This window comes from Paraburkholderia terrae (assembly GCF_002902925.1).
GTDB classification, from domain to species: Bacteria; Pseudomonadota; Gammaproteobacteria; order Burkholderiales; family Burkholderiaceae; genus Paraburkholderia; species Paraburkholderia terrae.
In genome coordinates, this window is sequence record NZ_CP026111.1 from 335,957 (window position 1) to 355,968 (window position 20,012).

Below are 20,012 nucleotides of genomic sequence, written 5' to 3' on the forward strand. Positions count from 1 at the left end.
TCAGCTTCAGAACATCAAGGCATCAACCCAGCAACGCATCCGAAAACTCTTCGGCGCTGAACGGCTGCAAATCTTCGACCTTTTCGCCTACGCCGATAAAGTACACAGGCACGGGACGTTGCCGCGCGATCGCCGCGAGAATGCCGCCCTTCGCCGTGCCGTCGAGCTTCGTCACGATCAGGCCAGTAAGACCGAGCGCATCGTCGAAAGCCTTCACTTGCGCGAGCGCGTTCTGACCGGTGTTGGCATCGATCACGAGCAGCACTTCATGCGGCGCGCCGTCCATCGCCTTGCCGACCACGCGCTTCACCTTGCGCAGTTCTTCCATCAGATGAAGCTGCGTCGGCAGACGGCCGGCCGTGTCCGCCATCACCACGTTGATCTTGCGGGCGCGCGCGGCGCCGACGGCATCGAAAATCACCGCGGCGGGGTCGCCGCTTTCCTGTTGCACGACCGTCACGTTGTTGCGCTGGCCCCAGATCGCGAGCTGTTCGCGCGCGGCGGCGCGGAACGTGTCGCCCGCAGCCAGCAGCACCGACTGGTTGAAGTGCTGCATATGCTTCGCGAGCTTGCCGATGCTGGTGGTTTTGCCCGCGCCGTTGACGCCCGCGATCATCATCACGGTCGGCTGGTAATGGCCGAGCGTTAGCGACTTTTCCAGCGGCTTCAGCAGATCGACCAGCAGCGTGCGCAGCGCGCCCTTGACCTGCTGCGGATCGGTGAGGCGCTCGGCGCGCACTTTCTCGCGCAGTGCTTCGAGCAGAAACTCAGTCGCGTCGACGCCCGCGTCGGACATCAGCAGCGCCGTTTCCAGTTCTTCGTACAGGTCTTCGTCGATCTTCGCGCCGACGAAGATGCCCGTGATGCTCGAACTGGTTTTTGACAGGCCGCTGCGAAGGCGCGTCAGCCACGAACGCTTTTCGGCTGCTTCGGGCACCGGCGGCGGGATGATTTCGGCGGCTTCGTCGTCCGAATCTTCGAAGTCGGTGGCGTCAGGGACGTAATTGGGATCGAATTCAGGCGCATCGGCCGAGTCCGGGACGGCTTGCAAGCGCGCGGCGGCGGGTGCTTCCGGCTCAGCCACGTCCTGCATGTCGACGTCGGCGCCGGAATCGGCCTGCGGCGCTTCAGGCGTGTCGTCGGGCGCCTTGGAACCCTTGAATCGTTTGAAAAAGCTGAACATGGTCTGGACTGGAGTGAGATTGCGCCGGATTCCTGCTTTGGCCCGGCAACGCGTGGCGACGAACGGCGGCGAGCCACGCGACAGTTCGGCGGCGTCCGCATGGCAGCGAATTATGCGAAGCGCTGGAAGCCGCACATTTTATCAGGCGCGTCAGGCGGCGTCGTGAGCGCCCGCACGAGTACACAGCCGTAGTGAACTTTGGCGAAGGCGGCTGCGCGCGTGTGGTAACGTTGGCGCTCCGGCCCCCCGATCGAGGTATTTATCGACGATCGGCGGGCGCACGCTCAACACACGAATCGCATGTCCCGTACTTCCCCCTCACGCGCAAAAACCGGTGCAAAAAACGGCGCAAAAAGCGCGCCTTCCGGCCGTGGCCAACCGCACACTATCCGCATCATCGGCGGCGACTGGAAGCGTACGCCGCTGCCCGTGATCGATCTCGACGGTCTGCGGCCGACACCCGACCGCGTCCGCGAAACGCTGTTCAACTGGCTCGGCCAGCGGCTCGACGGCCAGCGCTGTCTCGATCTTTTCGCCGGCAGCGGCGCGCTTGGCTTCGAGGCCGCGTCGCGTGGCGCGGTGCGCGTACTGATGGTCGAGCGCAATGCGCGCGCGGCGGCGCAACTGCGGGCGAATCAGGCCAAACTGGCGGCGGGCTCAATCGAAGTTGCCGAAGCCGATGGGTTGCGTCTTGCCGCGAGCCTCGCGCCCGGCTCGTTCGACGTCGTGTTCCTCGATCCGCCGTTCGGCGAAGATCTGCTTGACCGCGCGCTCGAACTCGCCACGCCGCTGGTCAGCGCGGATGGCTTCCTGTATGTCGAGTCGGGCGAATCGCTCGATGCCGCCGGACATGCGGCGTTGGAAGGCTGGTCCGTGGTACGGCAGGGCAAGGCAGGCGCCGTCCACTATCATTTGCTGCAGCGCGAAAATGAGGAATAATGCGCGTTCCATAACAAGCGCCGGGCGGCTTGCCGTTACGCGCGCGGTATCGTCGTCAGACGAGTCCTGCGGGGCGTGTTCCGGCACGCCTTCTAGTCTGTAGAGAGGAGAAATCCCATGGTTGTCGCCGTGTATCCGGGTACGTTCGATCCGCTCACGCGCGGTCACGAAGACCTCGTGCGTCGCGCATCGAGCATTTTCGACACGCTGGTGGTGGGCGTCGCGGATAGCCGCAACAAGCGGCCATTCTTTAACCTCGAAGAGCGGCTCGAGATTGCGAACGAAGTGCTCGGCCACTATCCGAACGTTCAGGTGATGAGCTTCAAGGGGCTATTGAAGGATTTCGTCCGCGTCAACAATGCGCGCGTGATCGTGCGCGGGCTGCGCGCCGTGTCGGACTTCGAGTACGAGTTTCAGATGGCGGGCATGAACCGCTATCTGCTGCCCGACGTCGAGACCATGTTCATGACGCCGTCCGATCAGTATCAGTTCATCTCGGGCACGATCGTCCGCGAAATCGCGCAACTCGGCGGGGATGTGAGCAAGTTCGTGTTCCCGTCCGTCGAAAAGCGGCTGCAGGACAAAGTCGCCGTACTAGAAGAGGCGCGAGCCGCCGCCAAGCCGTGATCCGGGCCGCGCCTGACGGCGTGGTACGTGCGTTGTCCGCGATAACCGGATGCTCAACGTGGTCTATCCGTCAGGCGTAAAATTGCGGATTACGGAACGTTAGCCGGCATGCAGAGCACGCGTGCCGGCATGAAGTGAGAACAGCATGGCCCTGATGATTACCGACGAGTGCATCAATTGCGACGTTTGCGAGCCCGAGTGCCCGAACGACGCGATTTCGATGGGCCCGGAAATCTATGTGATCGACCCGAAGAAGTGTACCGAATGCGTTGGCCATTTCGATGAGCCGCAATGCGTGCAGGTGTGTCCCGTCGAATGTATTCCGCGCAATCCGGAACATCTGGAGACGCCGGACCAGTTGATGGAGAAGTACAACGGGTTGCAGGCTGCGAAGGGCGACTGATTCATCGGAAAGCGGCGCGCCGTACGTGTCATTCACGGCGCGCCGTTTGTATTGTTGCCGGCGCTTTAGCCGACGTACCCGCCAAGAATATCCTTCAACGCATCTAGCAGCGTGTCGCACTCGGCATCGGTGCCGATCGAGATGCGCAGATGCTGATCGATGCGCGGCAGCTTGAAGTGCCGCACGAAGATTTCCCGTTCCCTGAGCTGCGCGGCCAACGTTGCTGCGTCATAGCCTTCGTGACGCGCGAACACGAAATTCGCCGACGACGGCACAACTTCGAATCCCAGCGCCGTCAGTTGCGCCGTCATTCGTTCGCGGCTCGCGATGACCTTTTCGGTGCATTCCCGGAACCACGCGTCGTCCTTGTATGCCGCGGTCGCGGCGGCCTGCGCGAGACGGTCGAGCGGATACGAGTTGAAGCTGTCCTTCACGCGGTTCAACGCATCGATCAACGCGGCATCGCCGAACGCAAAGCCCACACGCATCCCGGCAAGCGAGCGCGACTTCGACGTCGTATGCACGACGAGAAGATTCGGATACTTGCCGATCAGTGAGATCGCAGATTGCGCGCCGAAGTCCACATACGCTTCGTCGATAATGACGACTGAATTCGGATTCGATGCGACAAGTCGTTCGATATCCGAAAGCGGCAGCGCATGACCCGTTGGTGCGTTGGGATTGGGGAAGAGAACGCCGCCGTTTGGTTGCGTGTAGTCGTCGATGCGGATCTGAAAGGCATCGTCGAGAGGAATCGTCCGGTACGCGACGTCGTAGAGACGCGCGTAGGTCGGATAGAAGCTGTATGTGACGTCCGGAAAGAGAATCGGCTTGTCGTGCTTCAGAAGCGCCTGAAATACAGTGGCGAGCACTTCATCCGAACCGTTGCCGGCAAACACCTGATCCACCTTGAGCCCGTGATGCGCGGCGACAGTCTCGCGCAACACGCGTGCCGTCGGATCGGGATAGCGGCGCAGCGACTCGGCGGTATCGCCAAGCTCGTTGCGAATCGCGCTCACGACGGCGGGCGAGGGCGGATACGGGTTCTCGTTGGTGTTCAGCTTCACGGGATGCGCGAGCGCGGGCTGCTCGCCCGGCACGTACGGCGTCAACCGGTGAACGATATCGCTCCAGTAGCGGCTCAAGTTCTGCTCCTCTTTTAGCTGTCGCAACCTGCAGTCAGGGATTGCGATGCAACTGCATCATCGCGCGTTCGAGTTCGCCCTTGACGACGGTCGGCATCACCGCGAGCGCGCGTTCGATCGATTCATCGATGACGTCCTGCTCTTCCCGGCGCGGCGGCTTCAGCACGAAGTTCGCGACGTCGGGCTTCGCGCCCGCGCGTGCGCTTTCGGGAATCAGGTCGCGCGGATGCCCGATGCCGATGCGCAAGCGCCAGTATTGCTGCGTCGACAGATGCGCGGAAATGTCCTTCAGGCCATTGTGCCCGCCGCTTCCGCCGCCGAGCTTCAGCTTCACGGTGCCAGGCGGCAGATCGAGTTCGTCATGCGCGACGAGGATCTGATCCGGCAGGACCTTGAAGAAATGCGCGAGCGCAACGACCGATTGACCCGAGCGGTTCATGTACGTCTGCGGCTCCAGCAGATGCACTTCCTCGCCATACAGACGCGCTTTCGCATAGAAACCGTGAAAGCGCCGCTCGTCGCGCAACGTCGCGCCGGCTTCACGCGCCAGTTGGTCGACGAGCCAGAAACCGGCGTTGTGACGCGTCGCGGTGTATTCGGCGCCCGGATTGCCGAGCCCGACGATCAGCTTGATCATGTTCGAGTGGGCCACGCGGCATGCCACGCAGCCTGAAAAAAACGAAAAAAAACCCGCCGGGGCGAACCGCGGCGGGTTACGTCGACCGTTCCATTGAAACGGATCGAGAGGATAGCGGTCTTATTCGGCAGCCGGCTTTTCGCCTTCAGCCGACGCTTCTTCCGACTGGGCACCAGCAGGAACCGGCGCCGAAACGATCACCGGGTTTTCTGCGACGAGGTGCGAAACCAGTGCGACGCCAGCCGGCAGAACGATGTCCGTTGCGTGCAGCGATTGACCCGCTTCGATCTTCACCAGATCGACTTCGATGAATTCCGGCAGAGCGGCCGGCAGGCATTCGATTTCGATTTCGTTGATGACGTGCGAGATGATCGCGCCACCCGTCTTCACAGCCGGGTTGGTTTCCTGATTCATGAAGTGGAGCGGCACCTTCGTGTGCAGCTTCTTCTTCGCGTCGACGCGCTGGAAGTCCACGTGCAGGATGATCTGACGGAACGGGTGGTATTGCACGTCGCGCAGCAGAACCTGTTGCGACTTGCCTGCCACTTCCAGTTCGAGGATCGACGAGTGGAATGCTTCTTTCTTCAGAGCGTGCCACAGCGCGTTGTGATCGAGTTCGATCAGTTGCGGTTCGCCAGCGCCGTACACGATGCCCGGGGCCTTGCCCGAGTTACGCAGGCGGCGGCTCGCACCCGTACCTTGCAAATTACGCTCGAAAGCGACTACTTTCATTTGAATCTCCATTATCTGCCCGCGACCAGGCAGTAAAACGGGCCTTGTTGAAGACCCCAGACAAACCGGCATGAACCTTCGTTCGTTCACGCCGAATGCAAAAGCGCCGCATTCATCATGCGGCGCCTTCGCGAATACTTTAGCCTTCCGCGAACAGCGACATCACCGAGTCGCCGCGTCGGATACGCGAGAACGTTTCAGCTAGCAGACCGGCGCTCGTCAGCGAGCGGATCTTCGTGCATGAGCGGGCTTCTTCGCTAAGCGGGATCGTGTCGGTGACGACGAGTTCGTCGAGCGCCGATGCCGCGATGCGCGGACCCGCGCCACCCGACAGAACCGGGTGCGTCGCGTAAGCGAACACCTTCGTTGCGCCGCGTTCTTTCAGCACTTGTGCTGCCTTGCAGAGCGTGCCCGCCGTGTCGACCATGTCGTCCATGATCACGCAGGTGCGGCCGTCGACTTCACCGATGATGTTCATCACTTCGGCGACATTCGCCTTCGGACGACGCTTGTCGATGATGGCGAGATCGCAGTTCAGCTGCTTGGCCAGCGCACGGGCGCGGACCACACCGCCGACGTCTGGCGACACGACCAGCAGGTTCTCGTGATTCTGCTTGCGCAGATCGCCGAGCAGAACGGGCGTAGCGTAGATGTTGTCGACGGGAATGTCGAAGAAACCTTGAATCTGGTCAGCGTGCAGATCCATCGTGATGATCCGCTCGACGCCAGCGATTTCCAGCATGTTCGCCACGACCTTCGCCGAGATGGCAACGCGCGCCGAGCGCGGGCGTCGATCTTGACGGGCATAGCCGAAGTAGGGGATGGCTGCAGTGATCCGGCCAGCGGATGCGCGCTTGAGCGCATCGACCATGATCATCAGTTCCATCAGATTGTCGTTGGTCGGCGCGCAGGTGGACTGGAGGACGAAGACGTCCTTGCCACGTACGTTTTCCTGAATCTCGACCTGGATCTCACCGTCGGAGAAACGGGAGACCATTGCTTTGCCGAGGGGAATACCGAGGATCTTGACGACTTCCTGTGCAAGCGCTGGATTTGCGTTGCCAGTAAAAACCATCAGGCCGTCATGGCTGCTCATCATGCACCTGCTTCAGGCTGTGGGAGGCGAGGAACTGCGAGAATTTTTGGCAGGGGAGGAAGGACTCGAACCCTCGAATGCCGGAATCAAAATCCGGTGCCTTAACCAACTTGGCGACTCCCCTACACTAACTTTGAGCTTCACTGAACGTGTAGGCCGTTCAGTGCCGCGAAACTTATGCCGCGAAAGCAAAGAGTGGATGCGTATCCAGACTTGCCGTTACTGCGCTATTCCATTCGACTGGCAGTTTGGCTTGCGCCGCGACTGCTTCATCTCTACTACGGAACGCTGCAAAAACGCTTGCGCCTGATCCCGTCATCCGCGCCGGCGCGATGTTATCAAACCATCTAAGCACCTGCGCAACTTCCGCGTATTTTCCCACGACAACTTGCTGCATGTCATTCCGGCCGAAGCTATCAGGCCATTCTGCGCTGCAACTTTGCTGTGCAAGAAAGTCCGTAATTATGAGAGCCTTTGTATCTCTTGTCAACGCTTTTTCTGAAAAAATTGCTGACGTTGGAACGTGAACCCTCGGTGTCACCACCAGAAAGTGGCGCGGCGGCAATTGTACATGCTCGAGTGCTTCGCCGACACCCTCTGCGAATGCATTTTTTCCAAAAACAAAAAATGGCACATCGGCGCCGAGCTTCAGTGCGAGCGCTTGCAACTCCTCGCGCGGCAGATCGAGCTTCCACAGACGGTTCAGCGCGAGCAGCGTCGTCGCGGCATCCGAGCTGCCGCCGCCAAGGCCCGCGCCCATCGGCAGTACTTTGTCGATCTCGATGTTCACGCCTAGGCGCGTGCCCGTGTGTTCCTTCAGCAGCTTCGCCGCGCGAACGGTGAGGTCGGTCTCGGCGGGAACGTCGGCGATGTCGGTGCCGCGCGTGATCGCGCCGTCGTCGCGACGCGTGAAGTGCAGCGTGTCGCCCCAGTCGAGCAACTGGAATACCGTCTGCAGTGCGTGATATCCGTTCGGCAGACGGCCGGTGATATGCAGGAAGAGGTTCAGCTTCGCTGGAGCGAGGCAGTCGCGCAGCGAGTCGTTCGTTTCGATCATGAGTCTTTGCTAATCGCGCGTGCGGGTTACTGGTCGAGCACGAGCTTGATGTCGAGCGGTGGTTCGGTGCGCGCGAGATTCACGCGCTTCACGCCGGTTGCAGGCGCATCGGCATAGGCGATGTAGTCGATCGTCCAGCCGTCCTGTTGAATCTCCTTCAGACGCGTATCCTGCTGAGGATCTTTCTCGGTCTTCGCCTTCGATGTCGGCGCAACCGACGGCTGCAGCCAGTAGCGCAGCCCTTCGACAGGCAGCGCGAAGCCCAGCGCGTTCTGCATCAGCGTGGAGACGTTATCGGCCGTCAGCGGTTGACGGTTCGGCAGTTCGAGCGTGGCCGCCGACGGCGACGACGTGACGATCGCCATTGTCTGTCCAAGCGGGTTGCGCAGTTGCAGCGTCACGGTGTCGCCGCGTTCCTGCCAGTCGAAATTGCCATACGCATTGCGCTGCTGCCCGTTCTGGTCGACGTACTGAACGGCGAAGCGGCCGTGATACGCGCGAGTGGTCTGCGCGGTGACGGCCGTTGCTGCATTCGACGTGGACGGACCTTGCGGCTGTACGGACGCGCAGCCCGACAAGGCGACGATGGCTGCGGCTGCGAGACCCAGCGCCGCGCGGCGCTGCGCTGGAAAGGAAAACACAGGAAAAGAAAAGTGCATCAGAGATCGTTCACCTGAAAACGTTTGAGCGTTTTGACGAGCGTATCGTTGTCGGGTTCGAGCTTGCGGGCATCGCGCCATGCCGCGCGCGCCTGATCCTGGTCGCCGCTCTTCCACAGCACTTCGCCGAGATGCGCGCCGATTTCGGCGTTCGGTTGCAGATCGTAGGCCTTGCGCAGCACCTTGATCGCGTCGTTGGTATCGCCGAGCCGGTACTTGACCCAACCGACGCTGTCCATGATGAACGCATCGTTAGGCGACAGCGCCAGCGCCTTCTCGACCAGCTTGTCCGCTTCCTGCAGACGCTGGTTGCGGTCCGCGAGCGAATAGCCGAGCGCGTTGTACGCCTGCGCGTTGTCTGGTTGCGTGCGCATCAGCTTGCGCAACTGCGTTTCCATCACGTCGAAATGGCCGTTCTTTTCGGCAGCCATCGCGTAGTCGTACGTGAGATCGGGGTCGTCGGGGAAATCGGTGGTGGCCTGGGCAAGACGCGCTTCGGCTTCCGGGTAGCGCTTCGCGTCGAACAGAATCGCGGCGTCGGTGCGTGCGATCAACGCCTGCTCATGCGGGTCCTGCGTGCGAATGCCCGCGAGCAGCTTGCGCGCGTCATCGGATTTGCCGTCTCGCTGCAGCAATTGCGCGCGCGTGATCTGCGCCGGAATGTACTGCGTGCTCGTGGCGGGAATCTTGTCCAACCAGCGGTTCGCGCCTGCCGTGTCCTTCTGTTCCAGCGACAACTGCGCGAGATAGATATACGCCTGCCCCGGATCGGCGCCCGGCGTCTTCTCGGCCTTTTGCGCATATTGCTGCAGATAGTTCTGCGCTTCCGGCAAGTTCTTCTGCTGGATCTTGATGAGCGCGAGCGCCATCAGCGGCGTCAGATCGTTCGGGTTGTCCTTCTGCATGAACTCGAACTGCTTCTGCGCGTCGTCGAGGCGGTCGCTGGCCAGATACATTTGCGCGAGCGCAAGCCGAGCCTCGTGCGACTTCGGATTCGCCTGCACGTATTTCTCGATCGAGGCGATGCCTTCCTTGCGCTCTTCCGGTCCCATCTGCGACAGCATCAACGCGGCGGGCAGATAGTCGGGCTTCAGCTTGAGCGCCTGTTCGAGCGATTTGCGCGCACCGGGCGCATCGTCGGAAATGAGCTGCTGACGCGCGATTGCGAATTGCGCTTCGGGGCGGTTCAGGTCGTTCGCGACCAGATCCTGCAGCACGTGCAGGCCGCCGATACGATTCGGCCCGCGCGAGATCAGCAGTTGCAGCGCGAGAATGCCGTTGCCGCGGTTTTCAGGCGGAATCTTCGCGAGTTCTTTCGCGAGCATCGGCTTCGCGTCGTCAGGCTTGCCCGACAGCACAAGCAGCGACGCATCCAGTTGCGCGGCGCGTTCCGATTGCGGCGCATACTGTTGCCACAATTGCGCAGCCGTCAGCGCATCCGACGGGCTCTGCGCGGCGAGCGCGATTTCCGTCGCGCGCTGCGCCATGCGCGGGTCGTGCGTGTCGCGCGCGAGCGAGAGATAGGTTTGATACGCGGGCGCGGGCTGGTTGCGTTGCAGCGCGACTTCCGCCGCGAGCACCTGGAACACGATCTGGCTCGTCAACGCGACGCTGGGCAGATTGGCTTTTTCGTCGGCGGAATCGGGGCCGAAAGCATCTTGCACGGAGACGGTGTTGTCATCCGTATCGGGCGATGGGTCCTGCGCATGCGCGGGCAATGCGCCGAGCGCCCAGACAGCCAGCGCGGCCACACCCAGCAGCCGGCGTGCGGAAACAGCGTGCGGCACGCCATTCGCACCGGTCCGGCGCTTCAAAAACTGCTTAACGATGGACAGGTTCATACATATCCGTTCAATGTTTCAGTCGATTGTAACGCGCTCGCTACAATAAGCGCATAACCGCGGACGCAAGTTGCAGACCAGTCGTGCGCGTCCGCGCCAATAACGGGCTTGCGGCCGCAAAGGCGCGATCCGCCGATTGCAAAATCCTTTATGCGGCTGGCCGCCGGAAGGGCCATTCGCGCGTCATGTTCCTTGTGGATACGTCCGGTATCCACTTCGTTCCATTTTTTGCGCCCGGCCATTCGGACGTCGAGCGCAAGCCAGTTGTTAGCGATAACAGGCCCTGAACATGCCAGAGTTACCAGAAGTCGAGGTTACCCGACGCGGAATCGAACCGTACGTGGCCGGACATCGTGTCAAGCGCGTCGAAGTGCGTACGCCGGCGCTGCGCTGGCCGATTCCGCCCGGTTTCGCACGTCTGCTGCAGGGCCGGCTGGTCCACAAGGTGGCGCGGCGCGGCAAGTACCTGCTGTTCGAGATCGACGAAGGCTGGTTCATCGTGCATCTCGGCATGACGGGGACGCTCAGGGTCCTGCGCAACGTGCCGCATCCGCCGGCCGCTGCGAAGCACGATCACGTCGACTGGGTTTTCGACGACTTCATTTTGCGCTTCCGCGATCCGCGCCGCTTTGGCGCTGTGTTATGGCACACGCGCTCGGCAGGCGACGTGCTCGAGCATCCGCTGCTGGTGGACCTCGGAGTCGAGCCGTTCGCGCCGTCGTTCTCCGGCGCGCTGCTGCATCGAAAGACGCGCGGACGGAAGATTTCGGTGAAGCAGGCGCTGCTTGCAGGCGACATCGTCGTCGGCGTGGGCAACATTTACGCATCTGAAAGCCTTTTTCGCGCGGGTATCCGGCCGACCACGGCCGCCGGGCGCATCTCGCTGGTACGTTACGGTCTGCTTGCAGACGCCGTGCGCGTCACGCTTGCCGCCGCAATCGAGAAGGGCGGCAGCACGTTGCGTGATTTCGTCGGCAGTAATGGCGAGAGCGGCTACTTCCAGCTCGACTATTTCGTCTATGATCGCGCGGGTCTGCCATGCCGCGTGTGCGGCACGCCGATCAAACAGATCGTGCAGGGGCAACGCTCCACTTACTACTGTCCGACCTGTCAGCGCTGATCCGTTCATGTCCGTTCCCGCTTCCACGACTGTTTTTCCTACGATACCCACGCTATCCGATTTCTCTGTGCGCCTGATCGCATGGCAGCGCGAACACGGCCGTCACGACCTGCCGTGGCAGAACACGCGCGACCCGTACCGCATCTGGCTGTCCGAAATCATGTTGCAGCAGACGCAGGTGTCGACGGTGATTCCGTACTACGGGCGTTTTCTCGCGCGTTTTCCGGATGTCGCCGCACTCGCCGCCGCGCCCGCCGACGACGTGATGACGCTTTGGGCCGGCCTCGGCTACTACACGCGCGCGCGCAATCTGCATCGCTGCGCGCAGGTCGTCATCGAGCGGCACGGTGGGCGGTTTCCTGAGAGCGTGGAAGCGCTCGCGGAGTTGCCGGGTATCGGACGATCGACGGCGGCCGCGATTGCATCGTTCGCATTCGGCGCCCGTGCGACGATTCTCGACGGTAACGTGAAGCGCGTGCTTGCGCGCGTGTTTGGCGTCGAAGGTTTTCCGGGTGAGAAGAAAGTCGAGAACGGCATGTGGCTGCTGGCGGAATCGCTGCTGCCCGTGAATGCGACCGATGACGACATCAGCGCATACACGCAGGGCCTGATGGATTTCGGCGCGACGCTGTGCGCGCGTGGCAAGCCGGATTGCGTGCGCTGTCCGTTCGCCGTCGATTGCGTGGCGAACGTGACGGGTCGTCAGCGCGAACTACCGGCGGCACGCCCGAAGAAAACGGTGCCGACGCGCCGCACATGGATGCTGCTGCTACGCGACGGTGACACGGTGATGCTCGAAAAGCGCCCGCCGTCAGGTATCTGGGGTGGCTTGTGGAGCCTGCCCGAAGCTGCGGATGAAGCGTCGCTTGCACAGCTCGCGCGCGACTTCGGCGCGACCGCGGATGTGTCACCGCTCGCGCCGCTCACGCACGTGTTCACGCACTTCAAGCTCGACATCGAGCCGCGCATTGCGGAGTTCGATCATACGGCGAAAGTCGCGAGCGCTCGCGACGCCGACACCGTATGGATGTCGCTGAACGAACTGGACGCGTATGGCGTGCCCGCGCCCGTGCGCAAGCTTCTCGAAGGCCTGCAGGGTTCGCTGATCTGAACGCCGGCGTTACAACAGCTGATGCTGCTGCATGTAGTGATGCACGATGTCGATCCGTGCGCCGGCGTCCTGCAGCTCCATCAGCTTTTGCCGTGCCTTCAGGGCGATAGGCAGCACTTCGGACAGGCGGTTCGACACCCAGGTCGGATCGTCGAGCTTGAACGGCTCGAGGAACGGCAGGCTCTCGGCATCGCGCTCGCGTATCGTCGCGATGATGCGCTCCAGCACTTCCGCACACGCGCCGAACTTTTCCATGTAATGGGTGCCTTCGAGCGGCACGTCGCTGCCGATCAACTCGGCCATCCCGACGAGCAGGCCGCCTTGTTCGACACGATGCGACAGCAGCCGGAACCGCGCGGTGCCGCGCGCGCGAATCAGCAGCATGCCGAACTCGTCGACATCGCACACGTCAATTTCCGCGAGGCAACCGACGTGCTCCGGCACGGACGGCTCATCGGGCTGCGCGACTTCCCCGCCGCTTTTCAGCAGACACACGCCGAACGATGTGTTGTCGCGCAAACAGTCGCGCGCCATGTCGAGATAGCGTGCCTCGAAGATCTTCAGCGGCAGCAGTCCATCAGGAAAAAGAACGGTGTGCAAAGGAAACAGCGGCACATCGGCAAGCACGGACGGTGTAGAGGACATGGCGCAACGCTTCGGTTAGGGCCGCCGCTGCGAGCGACGGCCGGTCGGGCCACCATCGGATAACTCAGGCGACCAGTTTCGATGAGTCGTCGACGTTGATCGGCGCATCGCGATGCCGCACTAACACGTTTGCTTCGCTCGCGAAACGCGCGGCAAGCGTTTCGGCGATGAATACCGAGCGGTGCTGTCCGCCCGTACAACCAATTGCAACGGTGAGATAACTGCGATTGTCGTCGCGGAAATGCGGCAGCCATTTCTGCAGGAACGACTCGATGTCGCCGATCATCTGCTGAACCACGGGCAGTGCATCGAGGAAATCGATGACGGGCTTGTCGAGTCCTGTCAGCGGACGCAGTTCGCGGTCGTAATAGGGATTCGGCAGCGTGCGCACGTCGAACACGAAGTCGGCGTCGAGCGGTACGCCGCGTTTGAAGCCGAACGACTCGAACATCAGCGCGAGGCCCGTGTGCTCCTGCTCGATGAAACGCTTGACCCACGCGCGTAAAACGTTTGCCCGCAAGTTGCTGGTATCGATCTGGTGGCCGAATTCGGCGAGCCCCGCGACGAGTTCGCGCTCGCGCTCGATCGCTTCGGCAAGCGACGTCAGCACGCCGACGTCGGCATCGTGTGCGGGCGAGCCTGACAGCGGATGGCGGCGGCGTGTTTCGGAAAAGCGTTGGATCAGTGCCTGTGTGCTGGCGTTCAGGAACAGCACGCGCACGTCGTGCAGGCCGGCGAGATCGCGGATCATTTGCGGCATGTCGTCGAGCGAGGCGCCCGAGCGCGCGTCGATCGCCACCGCGAGCCGGTCCTGGCCATCGCCCGCGAGGTACGCGGCGAGGTCGGGCAGAAAGCGCGGCGGCAAATTGTCGACGCAGTAGTAGCCCGCGTCTTCGAGCGCGTTCAAAGCGACAGACTTGCCGGAGCCGGAGATACCGGTGATCAGGATAATGCGCATGGAGTCGTGGAATCCGTTGGGTTCATCATAGCATCCGGTGTCACCCGCTGTGCCGCCGCGGCTTCGCGCGCATTGCGTCAGATTAGCTTGCCGGGAAACTGGCTGTCAGGGTCTTGCATGGCGAGGCGCTGGCGATCCATGAAGTCGCGGAGCGTGTCGATGCCGCGCAGTTGCAGGATCGTGTTGCGCACGGCCGCCTCGACCAGCACGGCGAGGTTTCGGCCGGCAGCCACCTGAATCGTGACCTTGCTGATGGGCAGGCCGAGCACGTCGACGGTCTGGCTTTCGAGCGGCAGGCGCTGGAATTCGCCGTCCGGCCGGCGTACCAGCTGGACGATCAGCTTCAGCTTCATTTTCCGGCGCACGGCCGTTTCACCGAAGATCGTCTTGATGTCGAGCAGGCCGAGGCCGCGCACTTCGAGCAGATTCTGCAGCAGCGGCGGGCAGCGTCCTTCGACGAAATCCGGGCCGAGGCGCACGAAGTCGACGGCGTCGTCGGCGACCAGACCGTGGCCGCGCGAGATCAGTTCGAGGCCAAGCTCGCTCTTGCCGAGGCCCGAGTCGCCCGTGAGCAGCACGCCCATGCCGAGAATGTCGAGAAACACGCCGTGCAGCGTTGCACGCGGCGCAAGGATGCGCGACATGTAGAGGCGCAGGCTGTCGATCACGGCAGCGGGCGACATCGGCGTCGTGAAGAGCGGCGTCGACGAGCGCGTGCAGCGCAGGACCAGTTCCGGCGGCGCGGCGACGCCGCCCGCGACAACCAGGAACGGCGGCTCGAGCGCGATCAGCTCGGCCATGTGGCGCGAGCGGTCTTCGTCGGATTGACGCTGGTAGTAGTTGGTTTCGGCTTCGCCGAGCACCTGGATCCGGTTCGGGTGGATCAGGTTAAGGTGGCCCACGAGGTCGGCGCTGGACGTTGCAGTCGCAACCGTTTCCGCCGAGAAGCCGCGCTCCCAGCCCTCATGCCCCGTCAGCCAGCTGAGTTTCAGCGCGGCGGCGTTGTCGTCGAAAATACTTTGGGCGTTGATGCTGGACGTATCCATGAATCCCTGACTCCCTGACCTCGTATGTGCCGCTAGGGTGCTGCTGGTCTGCTAATGTTCGCCGCCTGCTCGCTGCGCGCCGGCTGTTGCCAGTGTTGCGACGCCGTGCATTGAACATGTTCGGCTCGCGGCGACGCCGGTTTGCCGGACTTCGCCGCAAGCCTCGAATCAAACGCGGTGCTCCGGCGCCGTGGCTCCTACGTCTTCAGCCGCGAAATGCCGCCGATACGTCAAGGTTGCCACTGAGTCAGCAGGCGATGCAACGCCTCGCGGTCCTCTTCTGTGTGCAACCGTTCGCGCGCTTCGCGATCCGACAACAGTTGGGCGATCTCCGACAGGATTTCAAGGTGCTGCTGCGTCGCCTGTTCGGGGACCAGCAGGAAGATGAGCAGCGACACGGGCTGGCCGTCCGGCGATTCGAACGGGATCGGATCGGCAAGGCGCACGAAGGCGGCAAGCGGCTGCTTGAGGCCCTTGATGCGGCCGTGCGGGATCGCGACGCCTTCGCCGAGCCCCGTTGAACCGAGGCGCTCGCGCGCGAACAGGTTGTCAGTCACTGTGCTGCGGGCGATGCCGTTCTGGTTTTCGAAGATCAGGCCCGCTTGCTCGAATACGCGCTTCTTGCTTGTAACCGCGAGACCGACGACGACGTTTTCGAGGGGAAGATATTTGGCTAAACGATTCATGTTGACAGGCGCAAAGGTCGCCTGGATTCTCCTCGCTGTGGCGATTGAAAAGCGTTCCATGCCTCGCAGCTGCTCATGGCGAATCCAGCGACGCGCGATGAGCCCTGCTCTTGAGACCCGCAATGATCCCTTTGTGCAGGGCTCGGGCTGGACAAAGACCCCGAAGGTAACCGATTTATTATAGAACAGGGTTGCTACCGATGGTGCGCCGCGCCATGAGTCAAAATTGGCGTGCCCTGCGGATCGTGCGGGACTGCGAACCACGCACATGAAACACCACGCGCCGCAAGCAACATGCGCCTAAACAAAAACCGCCCGATATCGGGCGGTTCGCGGGACTAAGTAAAAGCCTCTACTGGCTTACTGCGGTGGCACTTCGGGTTGTGCCGCCAGCGGCTGATACTTGATCGCGTCATGTTGATGGCCCTGCAGGCGATCCTTGTGACGAATGACTTGCCGGTCCAGCTTGTCAATCATCAGGTCGATCGCGGCGTACAGGTCGCCATCACAGCTTTCGACAAAAATGTCCTTGCCCTTCAGATGCAGGTTAATTTCAACCTTTTGCCTCTTTTCCTTTTCCTTGTGGTTGTCGACCGAGAGGACCACACTGCCATCGATCACCTGATCGAAATGTCTTAGCACCCTGTCAAGTTTGGTGATCACGTATTCTCGCAACGCTGGCGTTACATCGAGATGGTGTCCACTGATCTTCAGATTCATAGTGCTTCTCCAAGCTAGTGGCCGCCTGGTCCGCATGAATCGCGCGAGCGCCGGTCGATTCCCTCGATCTGCCACGCCGTCCCCCGTTTGACAGGCTGCTGGCAGGTCGCATCGGCCAGCCTGCTCCGCCAAACAGCGGCGCGGCCGGAAAATACCCGCCACAGGACGTAGCGGGCTAAAGAGACTTGCGCAGATTGACTGCTGGGATCTTCAGTGCTTCGCGGTATTTCGCAACGGTACGGCGAGCGACGACGAAACCCTGTTCCGCCAGCAGTTCGGCAATGCGGCTGTCTGAAAGAGGAGATTTGGTGTCTTCCGCTCCTATCAGTTGCTTGATGAGTGCGCGAATGGCCGTTGAAGAGGCCGCGCCCCCCGTGTCGGTGGATACGTGCGATCCGAAGAAGTACTTAAATTCAAGCGTCCCGAATGGGGTGAGCATGTACTTGCCGGTTGTCACACGTGAGACCGTCGACTCGTGTAAACCCAGCGTATCAGCTATTTCCCGCAAAACCAAGGGGCGCATGGCAATTTCGCCGTGGGCGAAAAAGTTCTTTTGACGCTCCACAATTGCTTGTGCGACACGCAGGATCGTCTCGAACCGCTGCTGGATATTCTTGATCAGCCAACGCGCTTCCTGCAGTTGCTGCCGCAGCGAACCACTGCCCGGATCGCCGCGATTGTTGCGCAGGATATTCGCGTACAGATGGTTGATACGCAGTTTCGGCACGACTTCGGGATTCAGTTCCGCCTGCCATCCCTGTGCCGTTTTGCGCACCATGATGTCGGGCACGACGTAGTCCGCTTCGGCCTTACCGTAGGCCGCGCCGGGGAATGGCTCCAGCGAGCGGATCAGCGCATGCGCTTCGCGCAGATCGTCGTCGCTTGCCTTCAGGTATTTGCGCAGACGCGTGAAGTCGCGCGCGGCGAGCAGCTCCAGATGATGCGCGACGATGTCGAGCGCGAGCGTGCGCGTGGGCGAGGGCTCGAGCCGGCACAACTGCAAACGCAGGCATTCGGACGCCGAACGCGCGCCGACACCCGCTGGGTCGAAGCTGTGCAGTAAGGCGAGGGCCGCGTTGAGTTCGTCGGTATCGACCTCCAGTTCTTCGGGGAGATCGGTGAGGATTTCGTCGAAGGTGGCCGTCAGATAGCCGTCGTCGTCGAGTGATTCGATCAGGAACGTGATGAGCGCGCGGTCGCGTGCGCTTGCTCCCGTGACACGAAGTTGAGCAGTCAGGTGATCGCGCAGCGTCGTGGTCGATTCGTGGATTTGCAGCGGCGGCAGATCGTCGTCGTCCGATGCGTTGCCCGAACGGCCGTAGTCGTCGAGATTCCACTGGTTGGCATCCGAGTTCGAGTCCGAACCCATGCCGTTGTATTCGTCGACGCCCTGGGGTTCGCCGTTCTCCTGGCTTTCGCCGGAGGAAGTGGACGACGACGAGGACGGCGGCGAACTCGACATCCCTTCCGGCGAGGTGTTCTGCGACGTCTGCGAGATGACCGTGCCGTCGGCGGCGACGCGCAACGGACTGGCGATCCAGTCGTCTTCCGTTTCGAGCAGCGGATTCTGGGAGATCGCCATCGACACTTCCTGCTGCAGTTCAAGCGTAGACAGCTGCAGCAGCCGGATGGACTGTTGCAGTTGTGGTGTCAGCGCAAGATGCTGCGACAGGCGGAGTTGGAGGCTGGCTTTCATGGCAATGTGTGATTCATTGTAGAGAGTTTGCCACGACCGCGATACCTTGCGACACCCGCAAAAACGCGTGTGCCCCAGATTTTGGCGCGGACGGCCGATTACGCGGGCGATACCCGAGCGATACCGCGCGCGGTAACACTCCAGCGTAGCCCGTCAAAATTACTGAACCCGTGTTTTGAAACGGCCTGGGATCAGGCCGGGAGGGCGCTGCACGCGGCGTCCACGAGCCGCGTGCGCGTATTACATGCGGAAGTGTTCGCCCAGATAGACGCGGCGCACGTTCTCGTTTTCAATGATGTCGCCGGGCGCGCCGGCCGCGAGCACGCTGCCGTCGCTGATGATATATGCGTGATCGCAGATACCGAGTGTCTCGCGGACGTTGTGATCGGTGATGAGCACGCCGATGTTGCGCTGCTTCAGGAACTTCACGATCTTCTGGATTTCCAGCACCGCGATGGGGTCGACGCCCGCGAACGGTTCGTCGAGCAGAATGAAGCTCGGATTGGTGGCGAGGGCGCGCGCGATCTCAACGCGGCGGCGCTCGCCGCCCGACAGCGACAGCGCGGGGTTCGCCCGCAAGTGCGCGATCTGCAGTTCGTCGAGCAGTGCTTCCGTGCGCGACGCGATCGCGTCTTTCGACAGACGCTTGCCGTCCTCGCCGAACTGCAGCTCCAGCACGGCGCGGATGTTTTCCTCGACGGAGAGCTTGCGGAACACGGACGCTTCCTGCGGCAGATACGACAGGCCGAGCGACGCGCGCTTGTGGATGGGCAGAAGGCTGATCGACTTGCCGTCGAGATCGATCTCGCCGGCATCGAGCGGCACGAGGCCGACGATCATGTAGAACGACGTCGTCTTGCCGGCGCCGTTCGGGCCCAGCAGGCCGACCACTTCGCCGCTCTTCACGTCGAGCGAGACGTCCTTGACGACCGTGCGCGAACCATAGCGCTTCTTCAGATTGCGGACGACGAGCGAACTGCTGGTGCCTGCCGGCTTTCGATGGGGAAGGGCGGGGGCGCTCACGGCTTCGTCGATCCTTGTCCCTGGAATTGGTTGGTCGGTTGCAGCGTCGCCGACGGGCCGCTGATCGGCTGGGCGCCGCCATTGCGCGGTGACAGCATCGCGCGCACACGGCCGTTCGGATTGCCCGGACCTGCGACGTCCTTGCCGGCCTTGGCCGTGTAGAAGTCGTTCTGGCCGTCGTACGTGATCACACTGCCGTGTACTTCGTCCATGATCGTGTTCAGGCCTTGCAGGCGGCGCACGGTTGCGCGAGTCGTCAGCGTGGTGAGGTCCTGCTTGCCGTCGTAGTCGATGCGTTCGGCATCGCCGTCGATGTATTCATCGACGCCGTCGCGCTTCTGGCGGAAGTACGCGAGGTTCTTGCCCGTCGACGTGCCCGTTGCATATTGATAGCCCTGCGGGTCCTGCGTCACTTCGACGCGGTCCGCCTTGATCACGATCGTGCCTTTGGTCGCGACCACGTGGCCGGTGAAGATGTTGACCTGCTTGAGGTCGTCATACGTCATGTTGTCCGCTTCGATATTGAGCGGTTTGTCCTTGTCGGCACGTTCGGCGTGCGCAAGCGGCGCAAAACCGGCAAGCGGCAAGGCGATCAACAGTGCCGCAAGCCCGGCGCGGCTCGTGCGATACGCGCGCATGCGGCCGGACTCAAAACGGGGGAACGATTCGTTCATGCAGTCACGCTGGA

General features: G+C 62.0%; 22 protein-coding genes and 1 tRNA gene. 5 read left to right on the forward strand and 18 right to left on the reverse strand.

The genetic code is table 11. The features are described 5' to 3' along the window. Positions 1–22: 22 nt before the first annotated feature. Positions 23–1,183, reverse strand: coding sequence for a signal recognition particle-docking protein FtsY (gene ftsY, locus C2L65_RS01525; protein ID WP_042306321.1), 1,161 nt, complete (start codon positions 1,181–1,183; stop codon positions 23–25). Between the two features lie 300 nt (positions 1,184–1,483). Here ftsY and rsmD point away from each other — a divergent pair, with 300 nt between their 5' ends. The 3 genes from rsmD (at position 1,484) to C2L65_RS01540 (ending at position 3,152) form a co-directional block, all read left to right on the forward strand. Beyond that, entirely contained in the window at positions 1,484–2,122 is a 639-nt protein-coding gene (gene rsmD, locus C2L65_RS01530; RefSeq protein WP_042306320.1) for a 16S rRNA (guanine(966)-N(2))-methyltransferase RsmD, read from the forward strand. 117 nt (positions 2,123–2,239) lie between these two features. Continuing rightward, positions 2,240–2,749, forward strand: a complete 510-nt coding sequence (coaD, locus tag C2L65_RS01535) for a pantetheine-phosphate adenylyltransferase (protein ID WP_007579686.1) — start codon at positions 2,240–2,242, stop codon at positions 2,747–2,749. A gap of 145 nt (positions 2,750–2,894) precedes the next feature. Then, positions 2,895–3,152, forward strand: coding sequence for a YfhL family 4Fe-4S dicluster ferredoxin (locus C2L65_RS01540; protein ID WP_042306319.1), 258 nt, complete (start codon positions 2,895–2,897; stop codon positions 3,150–3,152). Between the two features lie 65 nt (positions 3,153–3,217). On the opposite strand, the gene hisC is transcribed toward C2L65_RS01540, so the two are convergent. The 9 genes from hisC to C2L65_RS45345 form a co-directional block, all read right to left on the reverse strand. Next, positions 3,218–4,297 (reverse strand): histidinol-phosphate transaminase, encoded by a 1,080-nt coding sequence (gene hisC, locus C2L65_RS01545; protein ID WP_042306318.1) that lies wholly within the window; start codon positions 4,295–4,297, stop codon positions 3,218–3,220. A 34-nt stretch (positions 4,298–4,331) separates the two neighbouring features. Beyond that, positions 4,332–4,934 (reverse strand): aminoacyl-tRNA hydrolase, encoded by a 603-nt coding sequence (pth, locus tag C2L65_RS01550; protein ID WP_007579689.1) that lies wholly within the window; start codon positions 4,932–4,934, stop codon positions 4,332–4,334. A 120-nt stretch (positions 4,935–5,054) separates the two neighbouring features. Then, complete coding sequence (locus tag C2L65_RS01555; protein WP_042306317.1) at positions 5,055–5,666, reverse strand: 50S ribosomal protein L25/general stress protein Ctc; 612 nt, start codon at positions 5,664–5,666, stop codon at positions 5,055–5,057. A 139-nt stretch (positions 5,667–5,805) separates the two neighbouring features. Then, entirely contained in the window at positions 5,806–6,762 is a 957-nt protein-coding gene (locus tag C2L65_RS01560; protein WP_007579691.1) for a ribose-phosphate pyrophosphokinase, read from the reverse strand. A gap of 47 nt (positions 6,763–6,809) precedes the next feature. Continuing rightward, positions 6,810–6,886: transfer RNA gene (locus tag C2L65_RS01565), tRNA-Gln, on the reverse strand. A gap of 51 nt (positions 6,887–6,937) precedes the next feature. Beyond that, the gene (gene ispE, locus C2L65_RS01570) at positions 6,938–7,819 is read right to left on the reverse strand and encodes a 4-(cytidine 5'-diphospho)-2-C-methyl-D-erythritol kinase (protein ID WP_042306316.1); all 882 of its coding nucleotides are present in this window, start codon (positions 7,817–7,819) and stop codon (positions 6,938–6,940) included. 26 nt (positions 7,820–7,845) lie between these two features. After that, a complete protein-coding gene (gene lolB / locus C2L65_RS01575) occupies positions 7,846–8,478 on the reverse strand; it encodes a lipoprotein insertase outer membrane protein LolB (RefSeq protein WP_042306315.1) in 633 nt (210 codons plus the stop codon). Then, entirely contained in the window at positions 8,478–10,319 is a 1,842-nt protein-coding gene (locus C2L65_RS01580; RefSeq protein ID WP_042306314.1) for a tetratricopeptide repeat protein, read from the reverse strand. The genes lolB and C2L65_RS01580 overlap by 1 nt, the downstream gene beginning before the upstream one ends. Continuing rightward, positions 10,316–10,561, reverse strand: a complete 246-nt coding sequence (locus tag C2L65_RS45345) for a hypothetical protein (protein ID WP_156132275.1) — start codon at positions 10,559–10,561, stop codon at positions 10,316–10,318. Before C2L65_RS45345 ends, C2L65_RS01580 begins: the two co-directional genes overlap by 4 nt. A gap of 47 nt (positions 10,562–10,608) precedes the next feature. Here C2L65_RS45345 and mutM point away from each other — a divergent pair, with 47 nt between their 5' ends. Then, on the forward strand, positions 10,609–11,439 hold the full coding sequence (gene mutM / locus C2L65_RS01585) for a bifunctional DNA-formamidopyrimidine glycosylase/DNA-(apurinic or apyrimidinic site) lyase (RefSeq protein WP_042306313.1): 831 nt from the start codon (positions 10,609–10,611) through the stop codon (positions 11,437–11,439). 7 nt (positions 11,440–11,446) lie between these two features. Next, positions 11,447–12,550, forward strand: coding sequence for an A/G-specific adenine glycosylase (gene mutY / locus C2L65_RS01590; RefSeq protein ID WP_042306312.1), 1,104 nt, complete (start codon positions 11,447–11,449; stop codon positions 12,548–12,550). Positions 12,551–12,559: 9 nt separating this feature from the next. On the opposite strand, the gene C2L65_RS01595 is transcribed toward mutY, so the two are convergent. From C2L65_RS01595 to lptA, 8 genes are all read right to left on the reverse strand, one after another. Further along, positions 12,560–13,195: an LON peptidase substrate-binding domain-containing protein gene (locus C2L65_RS01595; protein WP_042306311.1), complete on the reverse strand. Its 636-nt coding sequence runs from the start codon at positions 13,193–13,195 to the stop codon at positions 12,560–12,562. Between the two features lie 64 nt (positions 13,196–13,259). Continuing rightward, on the reverse strand, positions 13,260–14,153 hold the full coding sequence (rapZ, locus tag C2L65_RS01600; RefSeq protein ID WP_042306310.1) for an RNase adapter RapZ: 894 nt from the start codon (positions 14,151–14,153) through the stop codon (positions 13,260–13,262). Between the two features lie 77 nt (positions 14,154–14,230). Further along, the gene (hprK, locus tag C2L65_RS01605; protein ID WP_007579699.1) at positions 14,231–15,199 is read right to left on the reverse strand and encodes an HPr(Ser) kinase/phosphatase; all 969 of its coding nucleotides are present in this window, start codon (positions 15,197–15,199) and stop codon (positions 14,231–14,233) included. A gap of 230 nt (positions 15,200–15,429) precedes the next feature. Then, positions 15,430–15,945, reverse strand: a complete 516-nt coding sequence (locus C2L65_RS01610) for a PTS sugar transporter subunit IIA (protein ID WP_035538101.1) — start codon at positions 15,943–15,945, stop codon at positions 15,430–15,432. Between the two features lie 300 nt (positions 15,946–16,245). Continuing rightward, entirely contained in the window at positions 16,246–16,605 is a 360-nt protein-coding gene (gene hpf / locus C2L65_RS01615; protein WP_007579701.1) for a ribosome hibernation-promoting factor, HPF/YfiA family, read from the reverse strand. 175 nt (positions 16,606–16,780) lie between these two features. Then, the gene (locus C2L65_RS01620; protein ID WP_042306308.1) at positions 16,781–18,301 is read right to left on the reverse strand and encodes an RNA polymerase factor sigma-54; all 1,521 of its coding nucleotides are present in this window, start codon (positions 18,299–18,301) and stop codon (positions 16,781–16,783) included. A 240-nt stretch (positions 18,302–18,541) separates the two neighbouring features. After that, positions 18,542–19,324: an LPS export ABC transporter ATP-binding protein gene (gene lptB, locus C2L65_RS01625; protein WP_042306307.1), complete on the reverse strand. Its 783-nt coding sequence runs from the start codon at positions 19,322–19,324 to the stop codon at positions 18,542–18,544. Continuing rightward, positions 19,321–19,998, reverse strand: coding sequence for a lipopolysaccharide transport periplasmic protein LptA (gene lptA, locus C2L65_RS01630; RefSeq protein WP_042306306.1), 678 nt, complete (start codon positions 19,996–19,998; stop codon positions 19,321–19,323). The genes lptB and lptA overlap by 4 nt, the downstream gene beginning before the upstream one ends. Positions 19,999–20,012: the final 14 nt, after the last annotated feature.